Origin of the sequence: Bacteroides sp. MSK.20.12 (genome assembly GCF_019052435.1) — a bacterium.
GTDB classification, from domain to species: domain Bacteria; phylum Bacteroidota; class Bacteroidia; order Bacteroidales; family Bacteroidaceae; genus Bacteroides; species Bacteroides xylanisolvens.
The window spans coordinates 98901-125580 of record NZ_JAHQVH010000001.1 but is presented as its reverse complement, the minus strand read 5'-3'; the positions used below and the strand labels follow the sequence as shown (position 1 = coordinate 125580).

Annotated in this window: 22 protein-coding genes and 2 tRNA genes; 17 read left to right on the top strand and 7 right to left on the bottom strand. The window is 41.7% G+C overall.

Annotation, left to right across the window (positions count from 1 at the left end; translation table 11 throughout):
• Positions 1-5: 5 nt before the first annotated feature.
• Entirely contained in the window at positions 6-1271 is a 1266-nt protein-coding gene (locus KTR06_RS00465) for a glycosyltransferase family 4 protein (protein WP_008645642.1), read from the bottom strand.
• A 16-nt stretch (positions 1272-1287) separates the two neighbouring features.
• Complete coding sequence (locus KTR06_RS00460; RefSeq protein ID WP_118408222.1) at positions 1288-3225, bottom strand: glycogen debranching enzyme N-terminal domain-containing protein; 1938 nt, start codon at positions 3223-3225, stop codon at positions 1288-1290.
• Positions 3226-3438: 213 nt separating this feature from the next.
• On the opposite strand from KTR06_RS00460, the gene KTR06_RS00455 reads away from it, so the two are divergent.
• The gene (locus tag KTR06_RS00455; protein ID WP_217289841.1) at positions 3439-4095 is read left to right on the top strand and encodes a rhomboid family intramembrane serine protease; all 657 of its coding nucleotides are present in this window, start codon (positions 3439-3441) and stop codon (positions 4093-4095) included.
• Positions 4096-4235: 140 nt separating this feature from the next.
• Here the strand turns inward: KTR06_RS00455 and KTR06_RS00450 are convergent, their stop codons facing one another.
• Complete coding sequence (locus KTR06_RS00450) at positions 4236-4835, bottom strand: MarC family protein (protein WP_008650877.1); 600 nt, start codon at positions 4833-4835, stop codon at positions 4236-4238.
• 137 nt (positions 4836-4972) lie between these two features.
• On the opposite strand from KTR06_RS00450, the gene KTR06_RS00445 reads away from it, so the two are divergent.
• Positions 4973-5641, top strand: a complete 669-nt coding sequence (locus KTR06_RS00445; protein WP_004316175.1) for a Crp/Fnr family transcriptional regulator — start codon at positions 4973-4975, stop codon at positions 5639-5641.
• A 94-nt stretch (positions 5642-5735) separates the two neighbouring features.
• On the opposite strand, the gene guaA is transcribed toward KTR06_RS00445, so the two are convergent.
• Complete coding sequence (gene guaA / locus KTR06_RS00440; RefSeq protein WP_004316174.1) at positions 5736-7259, bottom strand: glutamine-hydrolyzing GMP synthase; 1524 nt, start codon at positions 7257-7259, stop codon at positions 5736-5738.
• 131 nt (positions 7260-7390) lie between these two features.
• Positions 7391-7837, bottom strand: a complete 447-nt coding sequence (gene mscL / locus KTR06_RS00435) for a large-conductance mechanosensitive channel protein MscL (RefSeq protein ID WP_117810492.1) — start codon at positions 7835-7837, stop codon at positions 7391-7393.
• Between the two features lie 142 nt (positions 7838-7979).
• Here mscL and gap point away from each other — a divergent pair, with 142 nt between their 5' ends.
• The 7 genes from gap (at position 7980) to KTR06_RS00400 (ending at position 15258) form a co-directional block, all read left to right on the top strand.
• Positions 7980-8990, top strand: coding sequence for a type I glyceraldehyde-3-phosphate dehydrogenase (gene gap / locus KTR06_RS00430; protein WP_004301776.1), 1011 nt, complete (start codon positions 7980-7982; stop codon positions 8988-8990).
• 172 nt (positions 8991-9162) lie between these two features.
• Complete coding sequence (locus KTR06_RS00425) at positions 9163-11223, top strand: M3 family metallopeptidase (protein WP_217289840.1); 2061 nt, start codon at positions 9163-9165, stop codon at positions 11221-11223.
• A gap of 38 nt (positions 11224-11261) precedes the next feature.
• On the top strand, positions 11262-11777 hold the full coding sequence (locus KTR06_RS00420) for a DUF4847 family protein (RefSeq protein WP_074708566.1): 516 nt from the start codon (positions 11262-11264) through the stop codon (positions 11775-11777).
• Between the two features lie 8 nt (positions 11778-11785).
• Positions 11786-12235, top strand: coding sequence for a dCMP deaminase family protein (locus KTR06_RS00415; RefSeq protein ID WP_118194540.1), 450 nt, complete (start codon positions 11786-11788; stop codon positions 12233-12235).
• A gap of 30 nt (positions 12236-12265) precedes the next feature.
• Entirely contained in the window at positions 12266-14017 is a 1752-nt protein-coding gene (locus tag KTR06_RS00410; RefSeq protein ID WP_120071017.1) for a S41 family peptidase, read from the top strand.
• Positions 13995-14522 (top strand): 5-formyltetrahydrofolate cyclo-ligase, encoded by a 528-nt coding sequence (locus tag KTR06_RS00405; RefSeq protein WP_004320888.1) that lies wholly within the window; start codon positions 13995-13997, stop codon positions 14520-14522. The genes KTR06_RS00410 and KTR06_RS00405 overlap by 23 nt, the downstream gene beginning before the upstream one ends.
• Positions 14467-15258, top strand: coding sequence for a histidinol-phosphatase (locus tag KTR06_RS00400; protein ID WP_120071014.1), 792 nt, complete (start codon positions 14467-14469; stop codon positions 15256-15258). Before KTR06_RS00405 ends, KTR06_RS00400 begins: the two co-directional genes overlap by 56 nt.
• On the opposite strand, the gene KTR06_RS00395 is transcribed toward KTR06_RS00400, so the two are convergent.
• On the bottom strand, positions 15245-15532 hold the full coding sequence (locus tag KTR06_RS00395) for a DUF721 domain-containing protein (protein WP_004301769.1): 288 nt from the start codon (positions 15530-15532) through the stop codon (positions 15245-15247). The two genes, KTR06_RS00400 and KTR06_RS00395, sit on opposite strands and share 14 nt — an antisense overlap.
• Complete coding sequence (locus tag KTR06_RS00390; protein ID WP_032855812.1) at positions 15519-16637, bottom strand: DNA replication/repair protein RecF; 1119 nt, start codon at positions 16635-16637, stop codon at positions 15519-15521. The genes KTR06_RS00395 and KTR06_RS00390 overlap by 14 nt, the downstream gene beginning before the upstream one ends.
• Positions 16638-16797: 160 nt before the next feature.
• On the opposite strand from KTR06_RS00390, the gene KTR06_RS00385 reads away from it, so the two are divergent.
• The 8 genes from KTR06_RS00385 to KTR06_RS00350 all read left to right on the top strand — a co-directional run bounded on the left by KTR06_RS00385 (position 16798) and on the right by KTR06_RS00350 (position 26568).
• Positions 16798-17481 (top strand): tetratricopeptide repeat protein, encoded by a 684-nt coding sequence (locus KTR06_RS00385; RefSeq protein WP_004301767.1) that lies wholly within the window; start codon positions 16798-16800, stop codon positions 17479-17481.
• 156 nt (positions 17482-17637) lie between these two features.
• Positions 17638-18132: a 6,7-dimethyl-8-ribityllumazine synthase gene (gene ribH / locus KTR06_RS00380; RefSeq protein WP_004301766.1), complete on the top strand. Its 495-nt coding sequence runs from the start codon at positions 17638-17640 to the stop codon at positions 18130-18132.
• 51 nt (positions 18133-18183) lie between these two features.
• Positions 18184-18266: transfer RNA gene (locus tag KTR06_RS00375), tRNA-Tyr, on the top strand.
• 8 nt (positions 18267-18274) lie between these two features.
• Positions 18275-18347, top strand: a tRNA-Gly gene (locus KTR06_RS00370).
• Between the two features lie 1273 nt (positions 18348-19620).
• Positions 19621-21030, top strand: coding sequence for a Gfo/Idh/MocA family protein (locus KTR06_RS00365; RefSeq protein WP_087318806.1), 1410 nt, complete (start codon positions 19621-19623; stop codon positions 21028-21030).
• 114 nt (positions 21031-21144) lie between these two features.
• Positions 21145-22035, top strand: coding sequence for a YitT family protein (locus KTR06_RS00360; protein ID WP_004312663.1), 891 nt, complete (start codon positions 21145-21147; stop codon positions 22033-22035).
• Positions 22036-22107: 72 nt separating this feature from the next.
• Positions 22108-25449, top strand: a complete 3342-nt coding sequence (locus tag KTR06_RS00355; protein ID WP_217289839.1) for a glycoside hydrolase family 2 TIM barrel-domain containing protein — start codon at positions 22108-22110, stop codon at positions 25447-25449.
• A 30-nt stretch (positions 25450-25479) separates the two neighbouring features.
• Complete coding sequence (locus tag KTR06_RS00350) at positions 25480-26568, top strand: phosphotransferase enzyme family protein (RefSeq protein ID WP_120070533.1); 1089 nt, start codon at positions 25480-25482, stop codon at positions 26566-26568.
• Positions 26569-26680: the final 112 nt, after the last annotated feature.

Here is a 26680-nt window from a genome sequence, read left to right as displayed (position 1 = left end):
TTTTGTTATTTACCATAGTTTCTTAACACAGACTCGTAGAGAGCACGGATTCTCAAGCCGACTTTTTCCCACGTAATCCCATCTACTTCCTTCTTTCCCTCTTCTTTGAGATATTCGAAAAGAGACGGATTGGTACACAGAGAATGGATAGCGTCAGCCATCGCATGAATATCCCAATAGTCAGTTTTTATCACCTTATCAAGAATCTCGCCACATCCAGATTGCTTAGAAATGATGGAAGGTGTTCCACACTGCATAGCTTCCAGCGGAGCGATACCGAAAGGTTCAGAGACAGACGGCATGACAAATACATCACTGTTCTTATAAACCTCATATACCTGTTTGCCTTTCATGAAGCCCGGGAAGTGGAATCGATCGGCAATACCACGTTCGGCCACCAGGTTAATCATGGCATTCAACATATCGCCCGACCCCGCCATTACAAAACGAATATTACGAGTACGCTGCAATACAAGCGCAGCAGCTTCTACAAAATATTCCGGTCCTTTCTGCATCGTAATACGTCCGAGGAAAGTGACCACCTTTTCTTTTGAGTGATCGGGACGCGGAATATCCAGCAGTTCCTGCGACAATGGATAAACAGCATTATGCATTGCAAATACCTTTCTGGGGTCCTGATGATACTCGTTAATAACAGTGCGACGAGTAAGCTCGGATACGCACATGATACAATCGGCATGATCCATACCATTCTTCTCAATCGAATAAACAGTAGGATTGACTTTGCCACGAGAACGGTCAAAATCCGTAGCATGCACATGGATGCAAAGCGGCTTTCCGCTAACCATTTTGGCATGTACTCCGGCAGGGTAAGTCAGCCAGTCATGCGCATGAATGATATCAAACTCCTGCTGACGGGCTACTACTCCGGCAATGATCGAGAAATTATTAATTTCTTCGTGCAAGTTCCCGGGATAACCACCTGCAAATTCCATACATCCCAAATCATTCACATGCATATAAGAAAAATCGGCATAGATATGGTCGCGGAAAGAGTAATATTCTTCCGGTGTCATCTCCAACAAACGTGATTTCAAGTAGTCATAGTGAACATCACGCCACACGATGGGTACTTGATTCATACCGATTATTTTCAAGAACTTCTCTTCTTCGCCGCTAGGTTTAGGCATACAGAAAATCGTCTCCATATCACCTTGCAGACTCAATCCTTTAGTTATTCCATAAGAAGCAACCGCAAGACCACCATATATTTTGGGAGGGAATTCCCATCCAAACATTAAAACTTTCATCTTCGTTCCTCCTTTTTTAATAATACTTAGACAGTAGCTTTAAGACACGCAGTATTTCTGCTACATTCATCGCGAACGATACTGCGCCACGTCCTTTGAAGGGCGGGTTCCCATCAAACAACTCGGGAATGGAACCAACGCAGTGGCTTGTCATCTCATCATCATAACTAATCAGCTGACGTTCAACGAATGACAACCCGCTCATCTTATAAATTCGAAGATAAGCTTCCAGATAGAATCCCATCAACCAAGGCCAAGCAGTTCCCTGATGATAAGCATAATCCCGTTGTATCTGCGGACCTACATAGTTCGGATTATATCCACCGCTCTTCGGACTCAACGAACGAATTCCTTTCGGAGTGAGCAGCTCTTTGGTCACAATATCGAGCACCTGTTTCTTTTGCGCACGATCCAAAGGAGAATAATCAAACGCTACGGTAAATATCATATTAGGACGTACACTCCAGTCCATCATATTACCGTCTACGTAATCAAGCAAATAACCATATTCATTACGGAATACCTCGACAAAAGATTTTCCTGTCACTTCTGCCTGTGCATCAAGTTCATCTGCCAAGTACACATCACCACCTTCACGCACCAAATCAGCGATAAAACGCAGTGCATTATACCATAACGCATTAAATTCAACAATATATCCAGTACGAGGAATCACCGGATGCCCGTTCACAGTAGAATTCATCCATGTAATCGCTTTATCCGTACCATTGGCAAAAAGTAATCCATTGTCATGCAAGAAAAGATTCTCATGTCTTCGCTGACGGATAAACTCCATAATATCTTTCAGAAGTTCTCCATATTTCTGACGGCATTGTTCGCGGGAAGTCTCTTTGGCATATTGCTGCATAGCCCAGACAGCCCAAAGCAAAACGTCAGGATGCTCCATTTCATAAATTTTGTATCCTACAGGTTCTTCATTAATAAAATTACGAATCGCCTTTTCCGCCGTTTTCATCACATCCTCAAACTGGTCAATCTCATCAAGTGCAAGCGTCAATCCAGGCAAGGCGATAAACATATCACGAGCACGGCATTTAAACCACGGATAACCGGCAAGAATATAATGTTCGTCTTCCTGTTGGTTATGGAACTGATGAGCGGAATTTTTCAGACAGTGGTAAAAGCTATCACGTGGGGTACGATCAGCTACTTCAGCCTCAAATGTTTGTTTCAGTCTACGAGGAGTTACTTCTGAAGTTCCGGCAGAGAATACAATACTCTCTCCTTTCTTTATATCCACTTCGAAATAGCCGGGAACATAAAGGTCTTCATTGAAGTCATATCCACGTTCCTGTTCTTTCGGATATTCAATCCCCCGATACCAGTCGGGCGTGAAATGAAACTCACACTTCTTATTCAACTGCATATAAAGTTCCGGATAACCGGGATACATACAGGTTTTAATACCATTTTCCACCAGTTGATACTCGCGGCTTGCCTGCGGGTTTTCGTGAGTGTACTCACGTACACTTCTGAAAGCAAGGAACGGCCGGAAGCGCAGGGTTGTAGCCGAATGCGCATCAAGTAAAGTATAACGAATCAGGATTCTATTTTCATGATGTACAAAGATTTTTTCTTTGCGGAGGACTACACCTCCGACACGGTAAGTCGTTGCCGGGATATGCTCACAGTCAAACTCACGGATATACTTGTGTCCGTTAGGACTAAAGTTGTTTCCCTGATATTTGTGCAACCCCAAGTTAAACTCCGCACCGTGTTGAATTACCGTTTCATCAAGAGAAGATAGCAGCACATGATTTTCATCGTCGAGATTGGGAACTGGAATTACCAACAGGCCGTGATATTTGCGTGTGTTACAATCAACAATCGTCGTACAATGATAAGCTCCTGCTTTGTTCGTCCGGAGGATTTCTCTCTGAAGAGATTCTTCCAGATTCGTCATGAGGGTCTTGTCAAATCGTAAATAACTCATAGTTGTGCATTATTAAAGGTTAATTATTGGTCATTATATCGTATATCTATTTATTGTTACATACCGTATATATTGGCTGTAGCAGCATATACAATAGGTATAACGCCCAAATGTACAAATTATAGATAAAAACAAAAATAAAAAGGCTTTTTATTTTCAGATTTTGTGCAAATATTCGTAGTATTGCGTAAAATATCTAAAGAAAAGAATGTCATGAAGCAAGATATTCAGCGTATCATGCTGGCTGCAGCAAAGCCTTTGTTCCTTATTTTTATTCTCTATATACTCAAGATTATGGAAGTCGGAATGGACTGGGACTTCTCTCGCTTGGGGGTATATCCTATGGAGAAACGGGGACTGACCGGCATTTTAACCCATCCGCTGATACACAGCGGGTTCAGTCATTTATTAGCAAATACAATCCCTTTATTCTTCTTGTCATGGTGTCTTTTTTACTTTTACCGGGGAATAGCCGGTAAAATTTTTATTCTCATTTGGCTCGGAAGCGGACTACTTACTTTTCTGATCGGAAAACCGGGATGGCACATCGGTGCCAGCGGACTGATCTATGGCTTTGCCTTCTTTCTCTTTTTCAGTGGTATTCTCCGCAAATATGTTCCACTCATTGCCATCTCTTTACTTGTCACCTTTTTATATGGAGGAATTATATGGCATATGTTTCCTTATTTCTCCCCTACCAATATGTCGTGGGAAGGACATCTTAGCGGAGGAATTATGGGAACGCTCTGCGCTTTCGTTTTCGTAAATCACGGACCGCAACGGCCGGAACCTTTTGCAGATGAAATGGAAGAGGAAGAAAATACAGAAGAAGAAGTAACAACTGCAACAGCAGCAGAAGAAACGCTATAAATGCCAACTCATGTCACCCATATTGGCAGACTTGTGCCATCGAAGTGGCACGCTTGTGACAGAGGCATGTCACAGTTGTGCCAACACGATGGCACAACCGATACAATAGTATTCAATTTAACAAGAAGGATTAAGCCTAATCAAGACCGATGCAACGCTTCAATCAATAAGGTTATATTGGCCGTAAACAACCTTACAGAAATAGCCAATAAGATGATACCAAAAAACTTACGAATAATATAGATACCACCTTTTCCCAAGAAACGTTCTACACGACCAGTCATACTCACTACAAAGTAAACCCAGATCATGTTCAATACTAAAGCTATAATGATATTGATACTGGCATATTCCGCCCGAAGAGAAAGCAAAGTAGTGAAAGCTCCGGCACCTGCCAACAAAGGAAAGACAAGCGGCACCAAAGTAGCTTCTTTGATAGGACCCTGATTTTTGAAAATCTCAATATCCAAAATCATCTCCAAAGACATGAGGAAGATAACAAACGCACCGGCAACTGCAAACGATTCGATATCTACATGGAAGAGTTTCAGCATCATATCTCCCGCATAGAAAAATCCGATCAGCAAAGCAAAAGAGATGACGGTAGCTTTCATTGCATTCACATCTTTCCCCTTTTCTTTCAGGTTAATTATAATAGGTATAGAGCCGATAATGTCTATCACGGCAAAAAGTACGATAAACGCACTAATCATCTGTTGCCAATTGAAGCCTGCGAACATAATTTCCTCCTTTTTTTCTGCAAATATACTCTATTTTTATGCATTCAAACAATAAAAAAAACAAAAAGAACGGTCAGATGTTGACAGCAGTGTTGTATTATGAGTAAATTTGTACGATTAACAAGAGATTACAACATATGGAAACAATGTTCGACACTTTGCTCCAATTGCCTTTATTTCAAGGTCTTTGTCATGAAGATTTCACAAGTATTCTGGATAAGGTCAAGCTACACTTTATCAAGCATAAAGTAGGAGAAACTATCATTGAGAGTGGTAGTCCGTGTAAACAACTCTGCTTCCTGTTAAAAGGCGAAGTTTCTATCGTCACAAATTCCAAAGAAAATATATACACCGTCATTGAACAGATGGAAGCACCTTACCTGCTGGAACCACAGTCGCTGTTTGGCATGAACACCCATTACACTTCTGCTTATGTGGCACATACAGAAGCGCATACTGTCAGTATCAGCAAAGCATTTGTACTTAGCGATCTGTTCAAATATGAAATATTCCGGCTCAACTATATGAATATCGTAAGTAACCGGGCACAAAATCTTTACTCCCGCTTATGGGAAGAGCCGACACAGGATTTAACAGAGAAAATCATTCGCTTTTTTCTGTTGCATTGTGAAAAGATTCAGGGAGAAAAGATATTCAAAATGAAGATGGACGATCTTGCCCGCTACTTAGATGACACCCGGCTGAATACTTCAAAAGCGCTCAATGAGCTACAAGACAAAGGATTATTAGAATTACGTCGGAAAGAGATTCTTATTCCGGATGCACAGAAGCTGGTAAGCGAATAGATACGGACTGGCTCATTATAAAAAGACCTATTCATCATAAAAATAGCCTCAACAGGAATTCCTATTGAGGCTATTTTTAGATTATAAAGTGTTATTATTCCCACTCAATGGTTGCTGGTGGTTTAGAACTGATATCATAGGTTACACGGTTCACTCCCTTCACCTTATTAATAATATCATTCGATACCTTACCCATAAATTCATAAGGCAGATGCGCCCAGTCGGCTGTCATGGCATCTGTAGATGTCACAGCACGTAAAGCAACTGCTCTTTCGTACGTACGTTCATCTCCCATCACGCCTACAGACTGTACTGGCAACAAGATAACTCCTGCCTGCCATACTTTATCATACAATCCCCAGTCACGCAATCCCTGAATAAAAATATCGTCAGCATCCTGCAGGATACGTACTTTTTCAGGAGTAATATCACCCAGAATACGCACTGCCAGCCCCGGTCCCGGGAACGGATGGCGGGTAATCAGATGTTCCGGCATACCCAACTCACGACCTACCCGACGAACTTCATCCTTAAACAACAAACGAAGTGGCTCACATAATTTCAGATTCATCTTTTCAGGAAGTCCACCTACATTATGATGGCTCTTTATCACTGTACCCGTGATAGACAATGACTCGATGCAATCCGGATAGATTGTACCTTGAGCCAACCATTTCACGTCTTTGATCTTATGAGCTTCTACATCGAACACATCGATGAAACCCTTACCTATAATCTTACGTTTAGCTTCCGGTTCGGCCACACCAGCCAGTTCCGTAAAGAACTTTTCGCTGGCATCAACGCCAATCACATTCAAACCAAGACATTCGTAGTCTTTCATCACATTCTTAAACTCATTCTTACGCAGCATACCATGATCTACAAAGATACAAGTCAAGTTCTTGCCGATAGCTTTATTCAGCAGCACTGCCGCAACCGATGAATCGACTCCACCACTCAAACCGAGAACAACCTTATCATCACCCAACTGTTCTTTCAGTTCGGCAACCGTACTCTCAATAAAAGAAGCCGGCGACCAATCTTGCTTGCAGCCGCAAACATCTACCACAAAGTTCTTCAGGATTTGAGTTCCGTCTTCACTATGGAATACTTCCGGATGGAACTGGACACCCCATACCTGCTCCCCTTCTATCTGATAAGCAGCAATCTCTACTTTATCTGTTGAAGCTATTTTCTTGAAATTATCAGGAATAGCAGTAATCGTATCTCCATGACTCATCCACACCTGCGACTCCTCACGCACTCCTTTAAACAGTACATTATCTTTGCAGAAAGAAGCCAAATGAGCACGTCCATACTCACGCGTTCCGGCCGGTTCCACTTTTCCGCCATTGGTGTATGACAGATACTGTGCACCATAACAAATACCCAATATCGGATATTTACCACGAATTTCACTCAAATCTACTTTGAAAGCATCTTTATCGTAAACCGAAAAAGGGCTTCCGGAGAGAATGACTCCTTTAATAGTCGGGTCTTCTTTAGGAAATTTGTTATAAGGAACGATTTCACAATACGTATCCAATTCACGTACACGGCGGCCTATGAGCTGTGTTGTCTGCGAACCGAAATCAAGAATTATTATTTTTTCCTGCATATCAATGGTTGGATTTTGAATAAATTGAGTTGCAAAAGTAGAAAAAAGTACGCAATCTATATTAATAATGAAGAGAAAAATAAAGGAGATTCACAAGTTTACACCCGAAATCTCCTTTATTTTAATTAGAATCAACTATTCTTTTCTTTCAGCAAATCACGTATCTCCGTCAACAAAACTTCTTCTTTCGTTGGCGCAGGAGGAGTTGGAGGAGCAGCTGCTACTTCTGCCTGTTTTTTAGTTGTCAGTTTCGTAATCAAACGTATAAATAAAAATATAGCAAAAGCGATAATCAGAAAATCAAAGGTGGCCTGCAGAAACTGACCATAATCCAATGTCACAGCCGGAGCTATCTCCTTACCGTCAGCACCGATCTCTGCCGCTTTCATCACCCATTTCAAATCCGTAAAGTTCACACCGCCAACCAATAAACCAATCGGAGGCATAATAACATTAGCAACCAATGATGATACGATTTTTCCAAACGCACCACCAATAACAACACCGACAGCCATGTCTATGACGTTACCTTTCATGGCAAACGCCTTAAAGTCCTGTAAAAATGTACTCTTTCCCATCTTTTTTCAATATTTAATGTGAATTTAATATGCGAATATAAAAACATTTTTGTAATTTTGCACCGCATTTGAAAATAAAACAAGTGCGCAGGTCGAGAGATATTTGAACAAATATTATAAAACCCTTAAAAGTTTAAACAAAATGATTAAAGTAGGTATTAATGGATTCGGACGTATCGGACGTTTCGTTTTCCGCGCTGCAATGGAGAGAAACGATATTCAAATCGTAGGTATCAATGACCTTTGCCCGGTTGATTACTTGGCTTACATGCTGAAGTATGACACAATGCACGGACAGTTCAACGGTACTATCGAAGCAGATGTTGAAAACAGCAAACTGATCGTTAACGGTCAAGCTATCCGTATCACAGCTGAAAGAAATCCGGCTGACTTGAAATGGAATGAAGTAGGTGCAGAATACGTTGTTGAATCTACAGGTTTGTTCTTGAGCAAAGACAAAGCTCAGGCTCACATCGAAGCTGGTGCAAAATATGTTGTAATGTCAGCTCCTTCTAAAGATGACACTCCGATGTTCGTTTGCGGTGTAAACGAAAAAACATATGTAAAAGGTACTCAATTCGTATCTAACGCTTCTTGTACTACTAACTGTTTGGCTCCTATCGCTAAAGTATTGAATGACAAGTTCGGTATCCTTGACGGTTTGATGACTACAGTTCACTCTACAACTGCTACTCAGAAAACAGTTGACGGTCCTTCTATGAAAGACTGGAGAGGTGGTCGTGCTGCTTCTGGCAATATCATTCCTTCTTCTACTGGTGCTGCTAAAGCTGTAGGTAAAGTAATCCCTGCATTGAACGGCAAATTGACTGGTATGTCTATGCGTGTTCCGACTTTGGACGTATCTGTAGTTGACTTGACAGTTAACTTGGCTAAACCGGCTACTTACGCTGAAATCTGCGCTGCAATGAAAGAAGCTTCTGAAGGCGAATTGAAAGGTATCCTGGGTTACACTGAAGATGCAGTAGTTTCTTCTGACTTCTTGGGTGACGCTCGTACTTCTATCTTCGACGCTAAAGCAGGTATCGCTTTGACTGATACTTTCGTTAAAGTTGTATCTTGGTATGACAACGAAATCGGTTACTCTAACAAAGTTCTTGACTTGATCGCTCACATGGCATCAGTTAACGCTTAATTAGAAGTCTGAACAATATAGAAACCGCTGCGGGAAACCGTAGCGGTTTTTTTATACATTTCATTTTATATATTGTTAAAAAGCAACGTGTTATCCGTTGAATAAGCTACAATTTTAGTAGCTTTGTACCTCTATGGAGAGATTATTAATAACATTGATACTAGTTTGCACTATGAACAATATAACAAATGCCCAGAATCCTTTCTACGGGCAATACCATACGCCACACGAAACCGTGCCGTTTGACCGGATTGAAACAGAACATTATGAACCTGCTATTCTGGAAGGAATCAGGTTGCAAAATGCTGAAATAGAAGCTATCATACAGAATCCGGAAAAGGCTGATTTCACCAATACAATAGAAGCTTTCGAAGAGTCAGGGGAATTACTGGACAAAGTAGTTGCCGTCTTCGGTAATATGTTGAGCGCAGAAACGAATGACGATCTACAAGAACTCGCTCAAAAGATTATGCCGTTGCTTAGTGAACACAGCAATAATATCACACTGAACGAAAAGCTATTCGCACGTGTGAAGGAAGTGTATAACCAAAAAGAGACTTTGCAACTGACACAGGAACAAAAACAGTTACTGGAAAATGCATACAACAGTTTTGTTCGTCATGGTGCCAATTTGGAAGGAGAAGCGCGGGAAGAGTACCGCCGCCTGACTAACGAGTTGAGTAAACTGACGCTTACTTTCAGTGAAAACAACCTGAAAGAAACAAATGCCTATCAGATGCTGTTGACAAAAAAGGAAAGTCTCGCCGGATTACCCGAAATTATCATAGAAGCTGCTGCTGAAACAGCCAAGAGCGAAGAAAAAGAAGGATGGGCGTTCACGCTTCATGCTCCAAGCTACGTTCCTTTCATGACGTATTCCGACAATCGTGATTTACGCCAGAAATTGTATATGGCTTACAATACAAAATGTACGCACGATAACGAATTCAATAATATCGATATCGTAAAAAATATAGCCAATACACGTATGAAAATAGCCCAGCTATTGGGATACAAAGATTATGCGGAATATACGCTAAAGAAAAGAATGGCTGAAAACAGTGAGTCTGTATACAAGCTGCTCAACCAACTGCTGGAAGCATACGCTCCTACCGCACAACAAGAATACAAAGAAATTCAAGAACTGGCCCGCGAAGAGCAGGGAGATGATTTCGTTGTAATGCCTTGGGACTGGAGTTATTACTCAAACAAACTGAAAGACAAAAAATTCAATATCAATGAAGAAATGCTCCGTCCTTACTTTGAATTGGAACAAGTGAAGAAAGGAGTGTTTGGACTAGCTGAAAAGTTATATGGAATTACTTTCCGGAAAAATACAGAAATTCCGGTTTACCATAAAGAAGTGGAAGCCTTTGAAGTGTTTGATAAAGACGGAAAATTCTTAGCCGTCTTATATACTGACTTCCACCCGCGTTTAGGTAAGCGCGCCGGAGCTTGGATGACGAGTTACAAAGACCAATGGATAGATAAAAAGACTGGCGAAAACAGCCGTCCGCATGTATCCGTTGTGATGAACTTTACCAAGCCAACCGAGAATAAGCCTGCTTTATTAACATTCAATGAAGTAGAAACATTCTTGCATGAGTTCGGACATAGCCTGCATGGTATGTTTGCCAATTCCACTTACAGAAGTTTAAGCGGAACCAATGTATATTGGGACTTTGTGGAGCTTCCTTCGCAGATTATGGAGAACTTCGCCATAGAGAAAGATTTCCTCAATACATTTGCCCGTCATTATCAGACAGGAGAAGTTTTACCGGATGAATTAATAAAACGTCTTGTAGATGCTTCTAATTTTAATATTGCCTATGCTTGTCTGCGACAACTAAGTTTCGGTTTACTCGATATGGCGTGGTATACTCGCGACACTCCTTTTGAAGGAGACGTGAAAGCTTATGAACAGGAAGCCTGGAAGGATGCACAAATATTGCCGGTTGTGCCGGAAGCTTGCATGAGTACGCAGTTCTCCCATATCTTTGCTGGTGGATATGCTGCCGGATACTATAGTTATAAATGGGCGGAAGTACTGGATGCTGACGCTTTCTCATTGTTCAAGCAAAAAGGAATATTCAATCAGGAAGTTGCAGACTCGTTCCGCAATAATATCTTGTCGAAAGGAGGAACGGAACATCCAATGGTACTTTATAAACGTTTCCGCGGACAGGAACCAAGTATTGATGCTTTATTAATCAGAAATGGAATAAAGAAATAAGTATTAAGTATAAGGTATTAAGTATTAAACATAACCGTATGAAGAAGAATATCTATAAAATAGTAGGATTATTACTATTGCTTCCTTTATTTTCAGGGTGTAATGATTCGGACGATGTAGCCGCTATCTTTACAGGAAAAACGTGGAAACTAAATTATATCACTGTGGATGGAGGTCATGAGATGTTTGGCTTTTGGGAGAATGAGGAACAAGAAAAAGCAAGTATCAAAGAGCTTAATAAGAATGGTACATACAACATCGTATTTGATGGTACAGTAGATGGAGATGTTATGAACGGAAATATAAAAGGAACTGTCATTGCAACCAGCACTTTTGAGGGGAAATGGAGTGCCAATGCCAAAAACAACAGCTTTAAAGCTACTGTTACCACTGCAGGTAATTATGGTAACGACAAACTCGCCAAAAATTTTATAGAGGGACTTAATGCAGCCACATCTTACGAAGGAGACAGTAACAACTTATACCTTTTATACAAACCGGCACCCGATAAACAAACTTTCCGTATGGTTTTCCGGGTAGTTAGTAATAAATAGTAAACAACATGGACACTGAAAAGAAACAATTAGAACTTGACAAACGTTATATACGCATGGCCAGTATATGGGCTGAAAATTCCTATTGCCAACGCCGTAAAGTAGGAGCTTTAATTGTTAAAGATAAAATGATTATCTCCGATGGATATAACGGAACGCCTTCCGGTTTTGAGAATGTATGCGAAGATGAAAACAATCTGACAAAACCATACGTTCTGCATGCGGAAGCAAATGCCATTACCAAAATAGCACGTTCAAACAACAGTAGCGACGGTGCTACCATGTACGTCACCGCCTCTCCTTGCATCGAATGTGCAAAGTTAATCATACAGGCAGGGATCAAACGGGTAGTTTACTCCGAACATTACCGCCTGGAAGATGGAATTGAGTTATTAAAACGGGCGGGAATCGAAGTTATCTACACAGAATTAGATAACCATTCCTCTCCGAATATATAAGAAGACGAACGTTAAAAAAAAGGAATAGACATGAGTACAAAAAACTCTTCACGTTTTACACCTGTCATCATAGCAGTCAGCGTGGTAGTCGGGATTCTTATCGGTACATTTTATGCCAAGCATTTTGCCGGCAACCGTTTGGGTATTATCAACGGTTCCTCCAATAAGCTAAACGCATTGTTACGCATTGTAGACGATCAATATGTCGACACCGTAAACATGACCGATTTAGTGGAAAAAGCCATGCCGCAAATTCTGGCCGAATTAGATCCACATTCAACTTATATCCCAGCCCAAAATCTCGAAGAAGTCAACTCGGAACTGGAAGGTAGCTTTAGCGGGATCGGTATCCAGTTTACTATACAGAACGACACCATTCATGTGAATGCAGTCGTTCAGGGTGGCCCTTCTGAAAAGATAGGATTGATGGCGGGCGACCGTATTGTTACCGTGGACGACAGTTTGTTTGTCGGTAAGAAAGTAACCAACGAACGGGCTATGCGCACTCTGAAAGGCCCGAAAGGTTCACAAGTGAAATTAGGTATCAAACGAACAGGAGAAAAAGACTTATTGCATTTCAACATTACCCGTGGAGACATTCCTCAAAATACCGTTGATGCAGCTTATATGCTAAACGATGACATCGGTTACGTGAAAGTCAGCAAATTCGGACGTACCAGCCATGTAGAATTGCTCAATGCATTAGCGCAACTCAACCATAAAAAATGTAAAGGTCTGATCATTGACCTGCGCGATAATACCGGAGGATATATGGAAGCTGCCATCCGCATGGTAAATGAATTCCTACCTGAAGGCAAGCTGATCGTATATACTCAAGGCCGTAAATATCCACGTGCTGAAGAATATGCTAACGGTACAGGTAGTTGTCAGAAAATGCCACTTGTCGTATTGATTAACGAAAGTTCTGCTTCTGCCAGTGAAATCTTCACTGGAGCTATCCAGGATAATGACCGGGGAACAGTTGTAGGACGCCGTTCTTTCGGTAAGGGACTTGTGCAACAGCCTATCGATTTCAGTGATGGTTCGGCTATTCGTCTGACAATCGCCCGCTACTACACTCCATCCGGACGTTGTATCCAACGCCCATACGAAAGTGGTAAAGACCGCAACTACGAGTTAGATATTTATAACCGTTACGAACATGGAGAATTCTTCTCTCGCGACAGCATCAAGCTAAATGAAAGTGAACGATATAATACCAGTTTGGGACGTACCGTATATGGTGGTGGTGGCATCATGCCGGATATATTCGTACCACAAGACACTACGGGAGTCACTTCCTACCTTTCAACAGTTATTAGCCGGGGAGTGAATACCCAGTTCGCTTTCCAGTACACCGACAATAACCGGAAGAAACTTAGCCAATATGAAACAGAGGAAGAATTGCTGAATTACCTTCGTCATCAGGGATTGGTAGAACAGTTTGTCCGTTTTGCCGACAGCAAAGGAGTGAAAAGAAGAAATATCCTCATTCAGAAGTCATACAAACTTTTGGAGAAGAACCTCTTTGGTAACATCATCTACAATATGCTTGGACTGGAAGCTTATCTTCAATATTTTAACAAGACAGATGCTACCGTCATTAAAGGCATTGAGATACTCGAAAAAGGAGAAGCTTTCCCAAAAGCTCCGGTAGCCGTTGAAGAGGAAGAAGTGACAAAGGACAAAAAAGATGGAAAGAAAAAAAGAACTGCGCAAGCGTATAGCATTACTGAAGACCCAACACGCGGATTCAACTATGCGAAAGCTGCAATCAGCTAATATACTTGCCGCCCTTGAAGCCCATCCGGCTTTCAGGGCGGCAAATACTGTATTACTATACCATTCGCTGAATGACGAAGTAGATACACATGCCTTTATTCAAAAATGGAGTAGCGAAAAACGGATTCTACTCCCTGTAGTAGTAGGCGATGATTTAGAACTACGGATATACACCGGACCGGAAAACATGTCAATCAGCGGCATCTACGGTATAGCAGAACCAACCGGAGAAATATTCACAGACTATGCAGCCATAGAGTTCATCGTCGTTCCCGGAGTAGCTTTCGATGCTAAAGGTAACCGTTTGGGGCGGGGAAAAGGATATTATGACCGTCTCCTGCCACGCATACCATCAGCCTATAAAGCAGGAATCTGTTTCCCATTTCAATTAGTAGAAGAAGTTCCGGCGGAATCATTCGACATCCGCATGGATATAATCATAACAATCAATGAAGACGAATTATCACACCCACACCACCCGCTGCCATCATGCGACAGGGAGTGACGAAGAATTTGTTTTAAGTGCCATCAAAGGCGGCTATCAAGAATTAGGCTTTTCTGACCACACTCCGTGGAAATATCACACTGATTATATATCCGACATCCGGATGCTTCCCGAAGAGTTACCGGGATATGTGGAAAGTATCCGTTCGCTGCAAGAAAAATATAAAAATCAAATCAACATAAAAATAGGATTGGAATGCGAATACTTTCCTGAATACATACACTGGTTAAAAGGAATCATCAAAGAATATAAACTGGACTATATCATCTTTGGAAATCACCATTTTCACACAGATGAGAAGTTCCCCTACTTCGGCCGGAATACAGATTCGGTAGACATGCTCGAACTCTATGAAGAGAGTGCTATTGAAGGAATGGAAAGCGGACTATTTGCCTACCTTGCCCATCCGGATTTATTTATGCGTTCTTACCCCGAGTTCGATCGTCATTGTAAGCTAATCAGCAGACATATCTGCCGGACGGCAGTACGGTTAAACTTACCGTTGGAATATAATATCGGATATGAAGAGTACAATGATATTCATGGTATTACTAGCATTCCTCATCCGGATTTCTGGAAAATAGCCGCCCATGAAGGTTGCACCGCTATCATCGGCGTAGACGCCCATAACAATCAATATTTGGAAAACCCTTTTTATTACAACCGTGCAACCGAAACACTCCGGAAGCTAGGTATAAAGGTTATAGACAGAATATCTTTCTTCAACGAAAAATAATATTTGTAATTACGGTAGCTCCGACTCTCTGATTCAGCGTGCGCACCAATACCTCACGCCCCATCATCAATTCCTGACGAAGAGCTGCGGAAGTCAGATGCACATATAATGTCTGATTACGAATATAAAGATTGCTGGTATAAGCCGCCGCCGGTCCCAAGATTTGAGGCCAGGCATCCAGCAGTCTTTGTTCGTTCAGCGGAGATTCCAAACTCTCCTGACGAAGAAACTGTTGAATCAGTTTTCCTATTTGTTCGGCATCATTGCGCTTCATTATCAGCCTCCGTTTCTTGAATTGTGCCCTCTTCTACACGAAATATTTTATAATCGCTGCCTACCTTATGTAAAATACGGTCGAGATGTCCCCGGTTCGTGTCCGTTATAAATATCTGCCCGAAATTGTCTCCAGCCACCAGCTTCACTATTTGCTCTACACGGGAAGCATCCAACTTATCGAAAATATCATCTAATAATAATAAAGGAACAGTCCGGCCGGTACGCTTCAAGAAATCAAACTGTGCCAGTTTCAATGCTACCAGATACGTTTTGTTCTGTCCCTGCGAACCTTCTTTCTTTATCGGGAATTCACCCAACAACATATTCAACTCATCTTTATGAATCCCACGCAAAGAGAATCCCATTATCTTATCCCTCTCCCTGCTTTGCTTCAACACTTCCAACAAAGAAGCATCCCGCGCATGAGACTCATAAGATAATCCCACCACCTCTTTATCCTGCGAGATAAAGGAATAGAAAGATTGGAAAATAGGAATAAACTCCCGGATAAACGCTTCACGTTTCTGGAATACGATTGCACCGGCTTGCGCCATCATCTCCTCCCATACAAGAAACAGCTCCTCCTCCACCGGAAACTCACTCTTCAACAATGTGTTACGCTGCGCCAATGCTTTATTATACCGTATCAGCGCTTCAAGATATTCCTTATCATACTGCGAAATCACTACATCCATAAACCGACGACGCTCCTCACTTCCCCCGGCTATCAATTCGGAATCGGCAGGTGAAACCATCACCAAAGGCAGAAAACCGATGTGGTCCGAAAAACGGCTATATTCTTTCTTATTCCGCTTAAATTGTTTCTTCGAACGGCGTTTCATCCCACAATAAATCTCTTCAGGAGTTCCGTCCTCCGCTTCATAAAAGCCCTGAATCACGAAAAAGTCTTGTTCATGACGAATATTTTGAGAATCAATCGGGTTTCCGGAGCTCTTACAGAAAGACAAGAAATACACCGCATCCAGCAAATTCGTCTTTCCCATTCCATTCAGTCCGAAAAAACAATTCAGCTTAGCAGAGAATCCCAGTTCTACCTCTTCCAGATTCTTATAGTTTAATATGGATATTCGTTTCAGTATCATTGTGTACACGTTAATTTGTTCACAAAAGTAGCAAGATTTTCGTGGTTTTCGGGTGTAAAACAAAAAAAGATGCTTCTAAATTTCGTTTGTAGATATAAAAAAACTACTTTTGCGAGTCGAAATATCAAACTGTGAATAATAACAAAAAGAATCATATAAAATGGCAGAACAAAAGAATCAGAACGAACATCTGAACGTAGAAGATGCACTGACACAATCGGAAGCATTTCTTATCAAGTACAAAAACGCAATTATTGGCGGTGTTGTTGCTGTGATTATTATTGTAGCAGGTTTTATCATGTACAAAAACCTCTATGCTGAACCACGTGAAGAAAAAGCACAGGCAGCTCTTTTCAAAGGACAGGAATACTTTGAACAGGATGCTTTTGAACAGGCTTTGAACGGTGACAGCATCGGTTATACAGGTTTCCTGAAAGTTGCTGATGACTACAGCGGAACAAAAGCTGCCAATTTGGCAAAAGCTTATGCTGGTATTTGCTACGCACAACTTGGCAAATATGAAGAAGCAGTGAAGATGCTGGACAGCTTCAATGGAAAAGACCAAATGGTTGCTCCGGCAATTTTGGGTGCTGCAGGTAACTGCTACGCACAACTTGGCCAATTAGACAAAGCGGCTTCTACTTTATTGTCGGCAGCAGACAAAGCTGACAACAACACATTAAGCCCGATCTTCCTGATACAAGCTGGTGAAATCCTGGTAAAACAGGGAAAATATGACGATGCTGTAAACGCTTACACTAAGATCAAGGATAAATATTTCCAATCTTATCAGGCTATGGACATCGACAAATATATCGAGCAAGCTAAATTGATGAAAAAATAATATACCATCTATTATATAAGGAAATCGAGGCACGGATTACACCGGATTAAGCGGACTATCTATTAAAACCGTGGAATCCGTGAAATCCGTGCCTTTCTTCTTAAATCTCTCATACTCTCAAATCTTCATTTTATAATTCTCAACTTTTAATTAACTATGGCAACAGCTTACCATAACTTATCCGAATATGATTTCAATTCCGTTCCGAATGCAGAAGCAATGAAATTTGGTATCGTCGTATCCGAATGGAATTTCAATATTACCGGTGCTTTACTGAAAGGCGCAGTCGATACATTAAAAAAACATGGAGCAAAAGACGAAAATATTCTGGTGAAAACTGTACCGGGAAGTTTCGAACTTACTTTTGGAGCCAACCAAATGATGGAAAATTGCGATCTTGATGCAATTATTGCAATTGGTTGCGTAATTAAAGGAGATACCCCACATTTTGATTATGTTTGCATGGGAGCAACCCAAGGAATTACCGAATTAAACGCAACTGGCGATATACCAGTTATTTACGGATTAATTACCACAAATACAATGGAGCAAGCAGAGGATCGTGCCGGTGGCAAACTGGGTAACAAAGGAGACGAATGTGCAATTACTGCAATAAAAATGATCGATTTTGTTTGGAGTTTAAATAAATAGTTGTATCTTTGCACCGCAATTGAGAAACAAACCTCCTCAAAAGCAAAAAAAGGGCAAATACCAGAGTGGCCAAATGGGGCAGACTGTAAATCTGCTGTCTTTCGACTTCGGTGGTTCGAATCCATCTTTGCCCACAAAAATTGCGGAAGTAGCTCAGTTGATAGAGCATTAGCCTTCCAAGCTGAGGGTCGCGGGTTTGAGCCCCGTCTTCCGCTCTCCAAAGAGAATCTGAGAAATTAGATTCTCTTTTTTTTGTTTTACTTTAGACCGCTAAGATTATGAAACGGCGGCGGCTCAGGGCTCGGCTCAGTCTGAAAACGGCATATCCCTAAAAATTAATTCATTCCGGTACGGAAATGATCCCAAGATACTACCGCTGACAATAACTCGTCAATATGCAGCTTTTATTTCTTTCTCTTGCTTATATTATTCTTTCAATTGCCTAACGAGTTATCGTTTGACAGTTGTTGAACGAACGCTTGACATATGTTGAACTATCGCTTGACTATAGTCAAACGAAAACTACTTAGGCAATGAAATAACTATCAATAGGTAAACGATTGCTTAAAAATAACTAATAAAATCATTAGTGGCAATTTATTCCAAACTATGCAGTTTTGAATAAAATAATGAAGTATTCTGGAAACATTGTGGTAAATCTGAAAAAGATGATTGAGTTTTTAAGATTCCCCGTTATCTTTTTATTATAAAATATGGGTCAAAGGTGAGGGGTGGTGAGGGTAGATTTATAACCTTTTATTTTATTATTTTCTATACTATCTCCTTTTTTATCTATAAAAAAAAATACGAAAGTTATAAATCTACCCTCACCACCCCTCACCCTTGACCCATTCATTAGCGCACCGTTTAACTCGTTTCTATGCTGTTCTTAATTAAATGGGAATTTAGCGGTTAAAATGGGAATTTTGCAGTTAGGCTGAAAGCCTTACAATTATATATTTATTGGGGTGCCCTGAAAGGGCTTAATTATATAGCGTAGGGCAACGCCCTACGAAAAAAACACACCAGCCACAAGCCCTGAAAGGGCGGAACTGTATACAATTATGCCCTTTCAGGGCGCAAATTCAGATTGTCGTTTTTACGTAGGGCGTTGCCCTACGCTATATAATTAAGCCCTTTCAGGGCACTCCGCAAAATTATCATTTAGCTCATTTCCGTACAGAAATGAACTATAATGGATTACCGGCTTATGTAGTTAATCAAAACAAAAGTAGTAAACGTTAAGCAATTTTAAAAAGACCACTTCTTTTTAGGAAAGACCTTCTAATGGCCTGTCTTTTATATGTATTTGTCGATACACAAGACTATACAAAATCAGGTAGAAAAAGTTTGAATCATTTTCTACCTCATAATAGAAGTTTATGATGAAAATATCAGTTATAAATATAAATAGTTGGCTAATTAATTACTATTTTTGACACGTAAATGAAAAACAGCGAATAACCCCTATTAAAAACTTAAAATATGATGAAGAAACTACTCACAGCCACTGCTATCGGCTTGGCTTTGTTAACTTGGCACACCAGTTGTACTCAACAACCAAAGGCTCCGGAAGCCTTTACTCCTATCAAAGTAGAAACTCCTGCCCGCCCTGCCGGACAAGAAGATGTAATCCAACTCGTTACTCCTAAAATTGATACCGTACGTGTCGGTTTCATCGGCTTAGGAATGCGTGGTCCCGGCGCCGTAGCACGCTGGACTCATATTCCGGGAACTAAGATTGTAGCGTTATGCGACCTGCTTCCCGAACGTGTTGAAAAATCACAAGAAATTTTGAAGAATGCCGGACTCCCTGCAGCTGCTTCTTACAGCGGAGAGGAAGATGCATGGAAAAAACTTTGCGAACGGGATGATATTGATCTTGTATACATAGCTACAGACTGGAAGCATCATGCTGCAATGGGTGTCTATGCCATGGAACATGGCAAGCATGTAGCCATCGAAGTTCCTGCCGCTATGACATTGGATGAAATCTGGCAGTTAATCAACACTTCTGAAAAGACCCGCAAGCATTGTATGCAGCTCGAAAACTGTGTATATGACTTCTTTGAACTGACTTCTTTAAATATGGCACAACAGGGCGTATTCGGAGAAGTGCTTCATGTAGAAGGTTCATATATCCACAACCTGGAAGATTTCTGGCCTGAATACTGGAACAACTGGCGAATGGATTATAATCACCTGCATCGCGGTGACGTATATGCGACTCACGGTATGGGCCCCGCTTGTCAGGTACTTAACATCCACCGTGGCGACCGTATGAAAACATTGGTATCTATGGATACGAAAGCTGTCAACGGACCGGCTTACATTAAGAAACAAACAGGAGAAGAAGTGACCGATTTCCAGAATGGTGACCAGACTTCGACCTTGATTCGCACAGAAAATGGCAAAACGATGCTGATCCAGCACAATGTAATGACACCCCGCCCATACAGCCGCATGTACCAGATAGTGGGAGCCGACGGTTATGCAAGCAAATATCCGATAGAAGAATATTGCCTGCGACCTACACAAGTTGATTCTAAAGATGTGCCTAATCATGAAAATCTGAATGCACATGGCTCTGTATCCGAAAATGTAAAGAAAGCCTTGATGGACAAATATAAAGATCCGATTCACATAGAGTTGGAAGAAACTGCCAAGAAAGTAGGCGGCCACGGTGGTATGGACTTTATCATGGACTACCGTCTGGCATATTGCCTGCAAAATGGATTACCATTAGATATGGACGTTTATGACCTGGCAGAGTGGTGTTGCATGGCCGAACTTACCAGACTTTCCATCGAAAACAATTCTGCTCCGGTAGAAGTCCCCGATTTCACTCGTGGCGGATGGAATAAAGTACAAGGCTATCGTCACGCTTTTGCAAAATAAAACTGAATATATCCTTTTAGCACGAACATAATGAACCAATCCGGCTTCTCCCCCAAAGCCGGATTATTCATGGGTTCGTGTTTGAACATTTTATAGATTATCATAATCACTTTTATGAAAACAGCTATTCCAAAACCTTCTAAGCAAAGCATTATCCGTGAAGCCAGAGATTATGTAATGATTGCCATCGGCATGATTTTGTATGGCATCGGTTGGACCGTTTTTCTACTTCCGAACGATATCACTACCGGGGGAGTACCGGGTATTGCTTCTATTGTATATTGGGCTACGGGTTTTCCCGTACAGTATACGTACTTCAGCATCAACTTCTTTTTATTGCTACTGGCCCTCAAATTGCTGGGGATGAAGTTTTGCATTAAAACTATTTTTGGAGTATTTACCCTCACCTTCTTTCTGTCCGTCATTCAAAAGCTGACAGCAGGTTTCGGACTCCTTCACGACCAGCCCTTTATGGCATGTGTCATTGGAGCATCCTTCTGTGGAGGTGGTATAGGGGTTGCTTTTTCGGCAAACGGAAGCACAGGAGGCACGGATATTATCGCAGCCATCATCAACAAATACCGGGACATCACATTAGGAAGAGTAGTACTCATCTGCGATATGATTATTATTTCTTCCAGTTATTTTGTCTTAAAAGACTGGGAAAAAGTGGTGTATGGGTTTGTAACTCTTTATATTTGTAGCTTCGTTCTCGACCAGGTAGTGAATAGTGCCCGCCAATCCGTACAGTTCTTTATCATATCCAATAAATATGAAGAAATAGGACGGCATATCAACGAATATCCACACCGGGGAGTTACGATTATCAATGCAACCGGCTTTTATACAGGACGAGAAGTAAAGATGATGTTCGTATTAGCCAAGAAGAGGGAATCGCCTATCATCTTCCGGTTGATTAAAGATATAGACCCGAATGCATTTGTGTCACAAAGTGCTGTCATCGGAGTTTATGGAGAAGGATTCGATCATATCAAAGTAAAATAAAAAAGAAATGAAAAACCAATATTGAGAAACATGAAATTTCGACCAACCCCCAATTTATTAACAGGCATTTTCATGGGAATATTTTCCCTGACAACATTTAATGTAATGGCTGAAAAAGCCGTGAAACCCTATTGGCAGGATGTGCAGGTAGTTGAAGTCAACAAAGAGTATCCACGCACTTCTTTTATGACATACAACAATCGCGCTGATGCCTTGAGTGGCAAGTTCGAACGAAGCAAGTATTACCGCTTGCTGAACGGAACCTGGAAATTCTACTTTGTAGACTCTTACAAAAAGCTTCCCGACAACATTACTGACCCGAATACGAATACAGATTCGTGGAATGATATTCAGGTACCCGGTAACTGGGAAGTACAAGGACACGGAATAGCCATCTACACCAATCATGGTTATGAATTCAAGCCGCGCAATCCGCAACCTCCGGCTCTTCCCGAAGCGAATCCGGTGGGAGTTTACCGTCGGGATATCGATATTCCGACAGATTGGGACGGACGGGATATCTACCTGCATCTGGCAGGAGCCAAGTCCGGCGTATATGTATATATCAACGGGCAAGAAGTTGGATATAGCGAAGACTCCAAAAATCCGGCAGAGTTTCTTATTAACAACTATGTGAAGCCCGGCAAAAACGTGCTTACCGTTAAAATCTTCCGTTGGAGCACTGGTTCCTATCTGGAATGTCAGGACTTCTGGCGCATGAGCGGTATTGAACGCGATGTTTATCTGTATTCACAACCTAAAGCAGCCCTCAAAGATTTCCGGGTGAAGTCTACCCTGGATGACAGCTACAAGAATGGAATCTTCAGCTTGAATGTCGATTTGAGAAATCACGAGAAGGCAGCAACTAATCTCACATTAGTTTATGAGCTATTGAATGCACAGGGAAAAGTAATCTCTACTGAAGAGAAGACCGCCTATATCCCATCGGACGAAGTACGTACACTTTCTTTCGATCAGAAACTGGCAGATGTCAATACATGGACATCCGAACATCCGAATCTGTACAAACTGCTGATGACCGTCAAAGAGAATGGCAAAATAAATGAGATTATTCCTTTTAATGTAGGATTCCGCCGTATTGAAATCAAACCTATCGAACAAAAAGCTGCTAACGGAAAACCATACGTTTGCCTGTTCATCAATGGTCAGCCACTGAAACTGAAAGGGGTAAATATCCACGAACACAACCCGTCAACAGGTCATTATGTAACAGAAGAGTTGATGCGTCGTGACTTCGAGCTTATGAAGCAACATAACCTGAACAGCGTACGCCTTTGCCACTATCCGCAAGACCGCCGTTTCTACGAACTTTGCGATGAATACGGTCTTTATGTATATGATGAAGCCAATGTCGAAAGCCACGGAATGTATTACGATCTTCGAAAGGGCGGTTCATTGGGTAACAACCCCGAATGGCTGAAACCACACATGGACCGTACCATCAATATGTTCGAACGCAACAAGAACTATCCGAGCGTCACCTTCTGGTCGTTGGGAAATGAAGCCGGAAACGGATATAATTTCTATCAGACTTACTTGTGGCTGAAAGAGGCTGACAAAGAGCTGATGAATCGCCCTGTCAACTATGAGCGTGCTCAATGGGAATGGAACTCCGATATGTATGTTCCGCAATATCCGGGTGCCGACTGGCTGGAAAATACAGGAAAGAACGGCAGCGACCGTCCTGTAGCTCCTTCCGAATATGCGCACGCAATGGGAAACTCCACCGGAAACCTGTGGGGACAATGGCAGGCGATTTACAAATATCCGAACCTACAGGGTGGATATATCTGGGACTGGGTAGACCAAGGTCTTCTCCAGAAAGATGAGAATGGAAGAGAATACTGGGCTTACGGAGGTGACTTCGGTGTAGACGCGCCGAGCGATGGCAACTTCCTCTGCAACGGTCTTGTCAATCCGGATCGTGGTCCGCATCCGGCAATGGCTGAAGTGAAATATGTACATCAGAATGTAGGCTTTGAGGCAGTAGATGCCGCTGCCGGTATATTCAAAATCACCAACCGTTTCTATTTCACCAATCTGAAAAAGTATCAGATTCACTATAACGTACTCGCTAACGGAAAGACTATAAAAGGTGGAAAAATATCTTTGGATATTGCTCCGCAGGCATCCAAAGAATTCACCGTACCGGTAAACGGCTTGAAAGCCCAACCGGGAGTGGAATATTTTGTAAACTTCAGCGTGACAACCACAGAACCTGAACCGTTGATTCCAACAGGATATGAAATAGCATACGACCAGTTCCAGCTTCCTATCCAGGCAGAGAAAGCTATTTATAAAGCAAACGGTCCGGCACTGAAAACAACGACTCAAGGAGATGAGCTAATCGTTTCTTCTTCCAAAGTGAATTTTGTATTCAACAAGAATAGCGGATTAGTTACCTCGTATAAAGTGGACGGCACAGAATATTTCAAAGACGGATTTGGTATTCAGCCTAACTTCTGGCGTGCTCCTAATGATAATGATTATGGTAATGGCGCTCCTAAACGTTTACAGGTATGGAAGCAATCAAGCAAAAACTTCCACGTAACGGATGCAACCATGACAACAGAGAATAAGGTAGTTTCCTTACATGTGACCTACTTATTGGCTGCCGGCAACTTGTATGTTGTCACATACAAAATCTATCCGAACGGAGTAGTCAATGTAAATGCCAAATTCACGTCAACAGATATGCAGGCAACAGAAACTGAAGTTTCTGAAGCTACCCGCATGGCTACGTTTACTCCCGGAAGTGACGCTGCCCGCAAGGCCGCTTCCAAACTGGAAGTTCCCCGTATCGGTGTTCGTTTCCGCTTGCCGGCACAGATGAACAATGTACAATACTTTGGCCGTGGTCCGGAAGAGAACTATATCGACCGTAATCATGGAACCCTCGTTGGCGTATATAAGACAACAGCAGATAAAATGTACTTCAACTATGTACGTCCACAGGAAAACGGACATCACACCGATACCCGTTGGATCGCTTTATCTCCCGTCAAAGGAAACGGCCTGGTTTTAGTAGCCGACAGTACGATCGGTTTCAATGCCTTGCGCAACTCTATCGAAGACTTTGACTCTGAAGAGGCTCTGCCCCACCCTTACCAATGGAATAACTTTAGCCCGGAAGAAGTAGCCAATCATGATGAGAATGCCGCCCGTAATGTATTGCGGAGAATGCATCATGTTAATGACATCGTTCCAAGAGATTTCGTAGAGGTTTGTGTGGACATGAAGCAACAAGGTGTAGGCGGATATGACAGTTGGGGTGCACGCCCGGAACCTTTCCACCAAATCCCTGCCAATCGTGATTACCATTGGGGATTCACATTAGTACCTGTTCGCTCGGCTAATCAGGCCAACGAGGCGGCTAAATACGATTATCGATAACCTTAGTATAAATTTTTAAAGAAAAAACCCATGAAAGATTTATCTAGCATTGTAGCTAATTTTAAAGTCCAAGGTACGATAGAAGAAATCAAACCTTTGGGTACAGGACTTATTAACGACACTTACAAAGTAAACACCAAAGAAGCAGATGCTCCCGACTACGTTTTGCAACGCATCAATCATGCCATTTTTCAGAATGTAGAGATGCTTCAATCCAATATTACCGCTGTCACCAATCATATTCGCAAGAAACTAACGGAGGCAGGAGAATCGGATATAGAGCGCAAGGTTTTGAGTTTCCTCGAAACAGAAGAGGGTAAAGCATATTGGTTCGACGGTGATAGCTACTGGCGTGTGATGGTATTCATCCCACGCGCCAAAACGTATGAGACGGTGAATCCCGAATATTCAAATTATGCTGGAGAAGCTTTTGGTAACTTCCAGGCTATGCTGGCCGATATTCCGGAAACATTGGGTGAAACCATACCTGACTTCCACAATATGGAGTTCCGCCTCAAACAATTGCGTGAAGCTGTTGCGAAAGATGCTGCCGGACGGGTATCGGAAGTGAAATACTATCTGGACGAAATAGAGAAGCGTGCAGATGAAATGTGTAAAGCAGAACGTTTATATCGTGAAGGAAAACTCCCCAAACGTGTTTGCCACTGCGATACGAAAGTGAATAACATGATGTTCGACGAGGATGGCAAAGTGCTTTGTGTCATCGACCTGGATACGGTAATGCCCAGCTTTGTCTTCTCCGATTATGGCGATTTCCTTCGTACAGGCGCCAACACGGGTGATGAGGATGATAAAGACCTTGATCGTGTAAACTTCAATATGGAAATATTCAAAGCGTTTACCAAAGGCTATCTGAAAGGAGCCAAATCATTCCTGACTCCAATTGAGATAGAGAATCTCCCTTATGCAGCCGCTTTATTCCCATACATGCAGTGTGTACGGTTCTTGGCAGACTATATCAATGGAGATACTTATTATAAAATCAAATATCCGGAGCATAATTTGGTTCGTACTAAAGCACAATTCAAACTGCTTCAAAGTGTGGAAGCCAACACACCGGAAATGATCGCATTTATCAACGAATGCTTGTTAAATTGAAAAATAAGCTACGCTGTGGTGCAGCTATTTTGAGATATTCTCAAAATTAAAAATATAAGGAACTGTCTAGCGAGCTTTAAATATTGAAAATCACCCGCGCTATAACTATCTG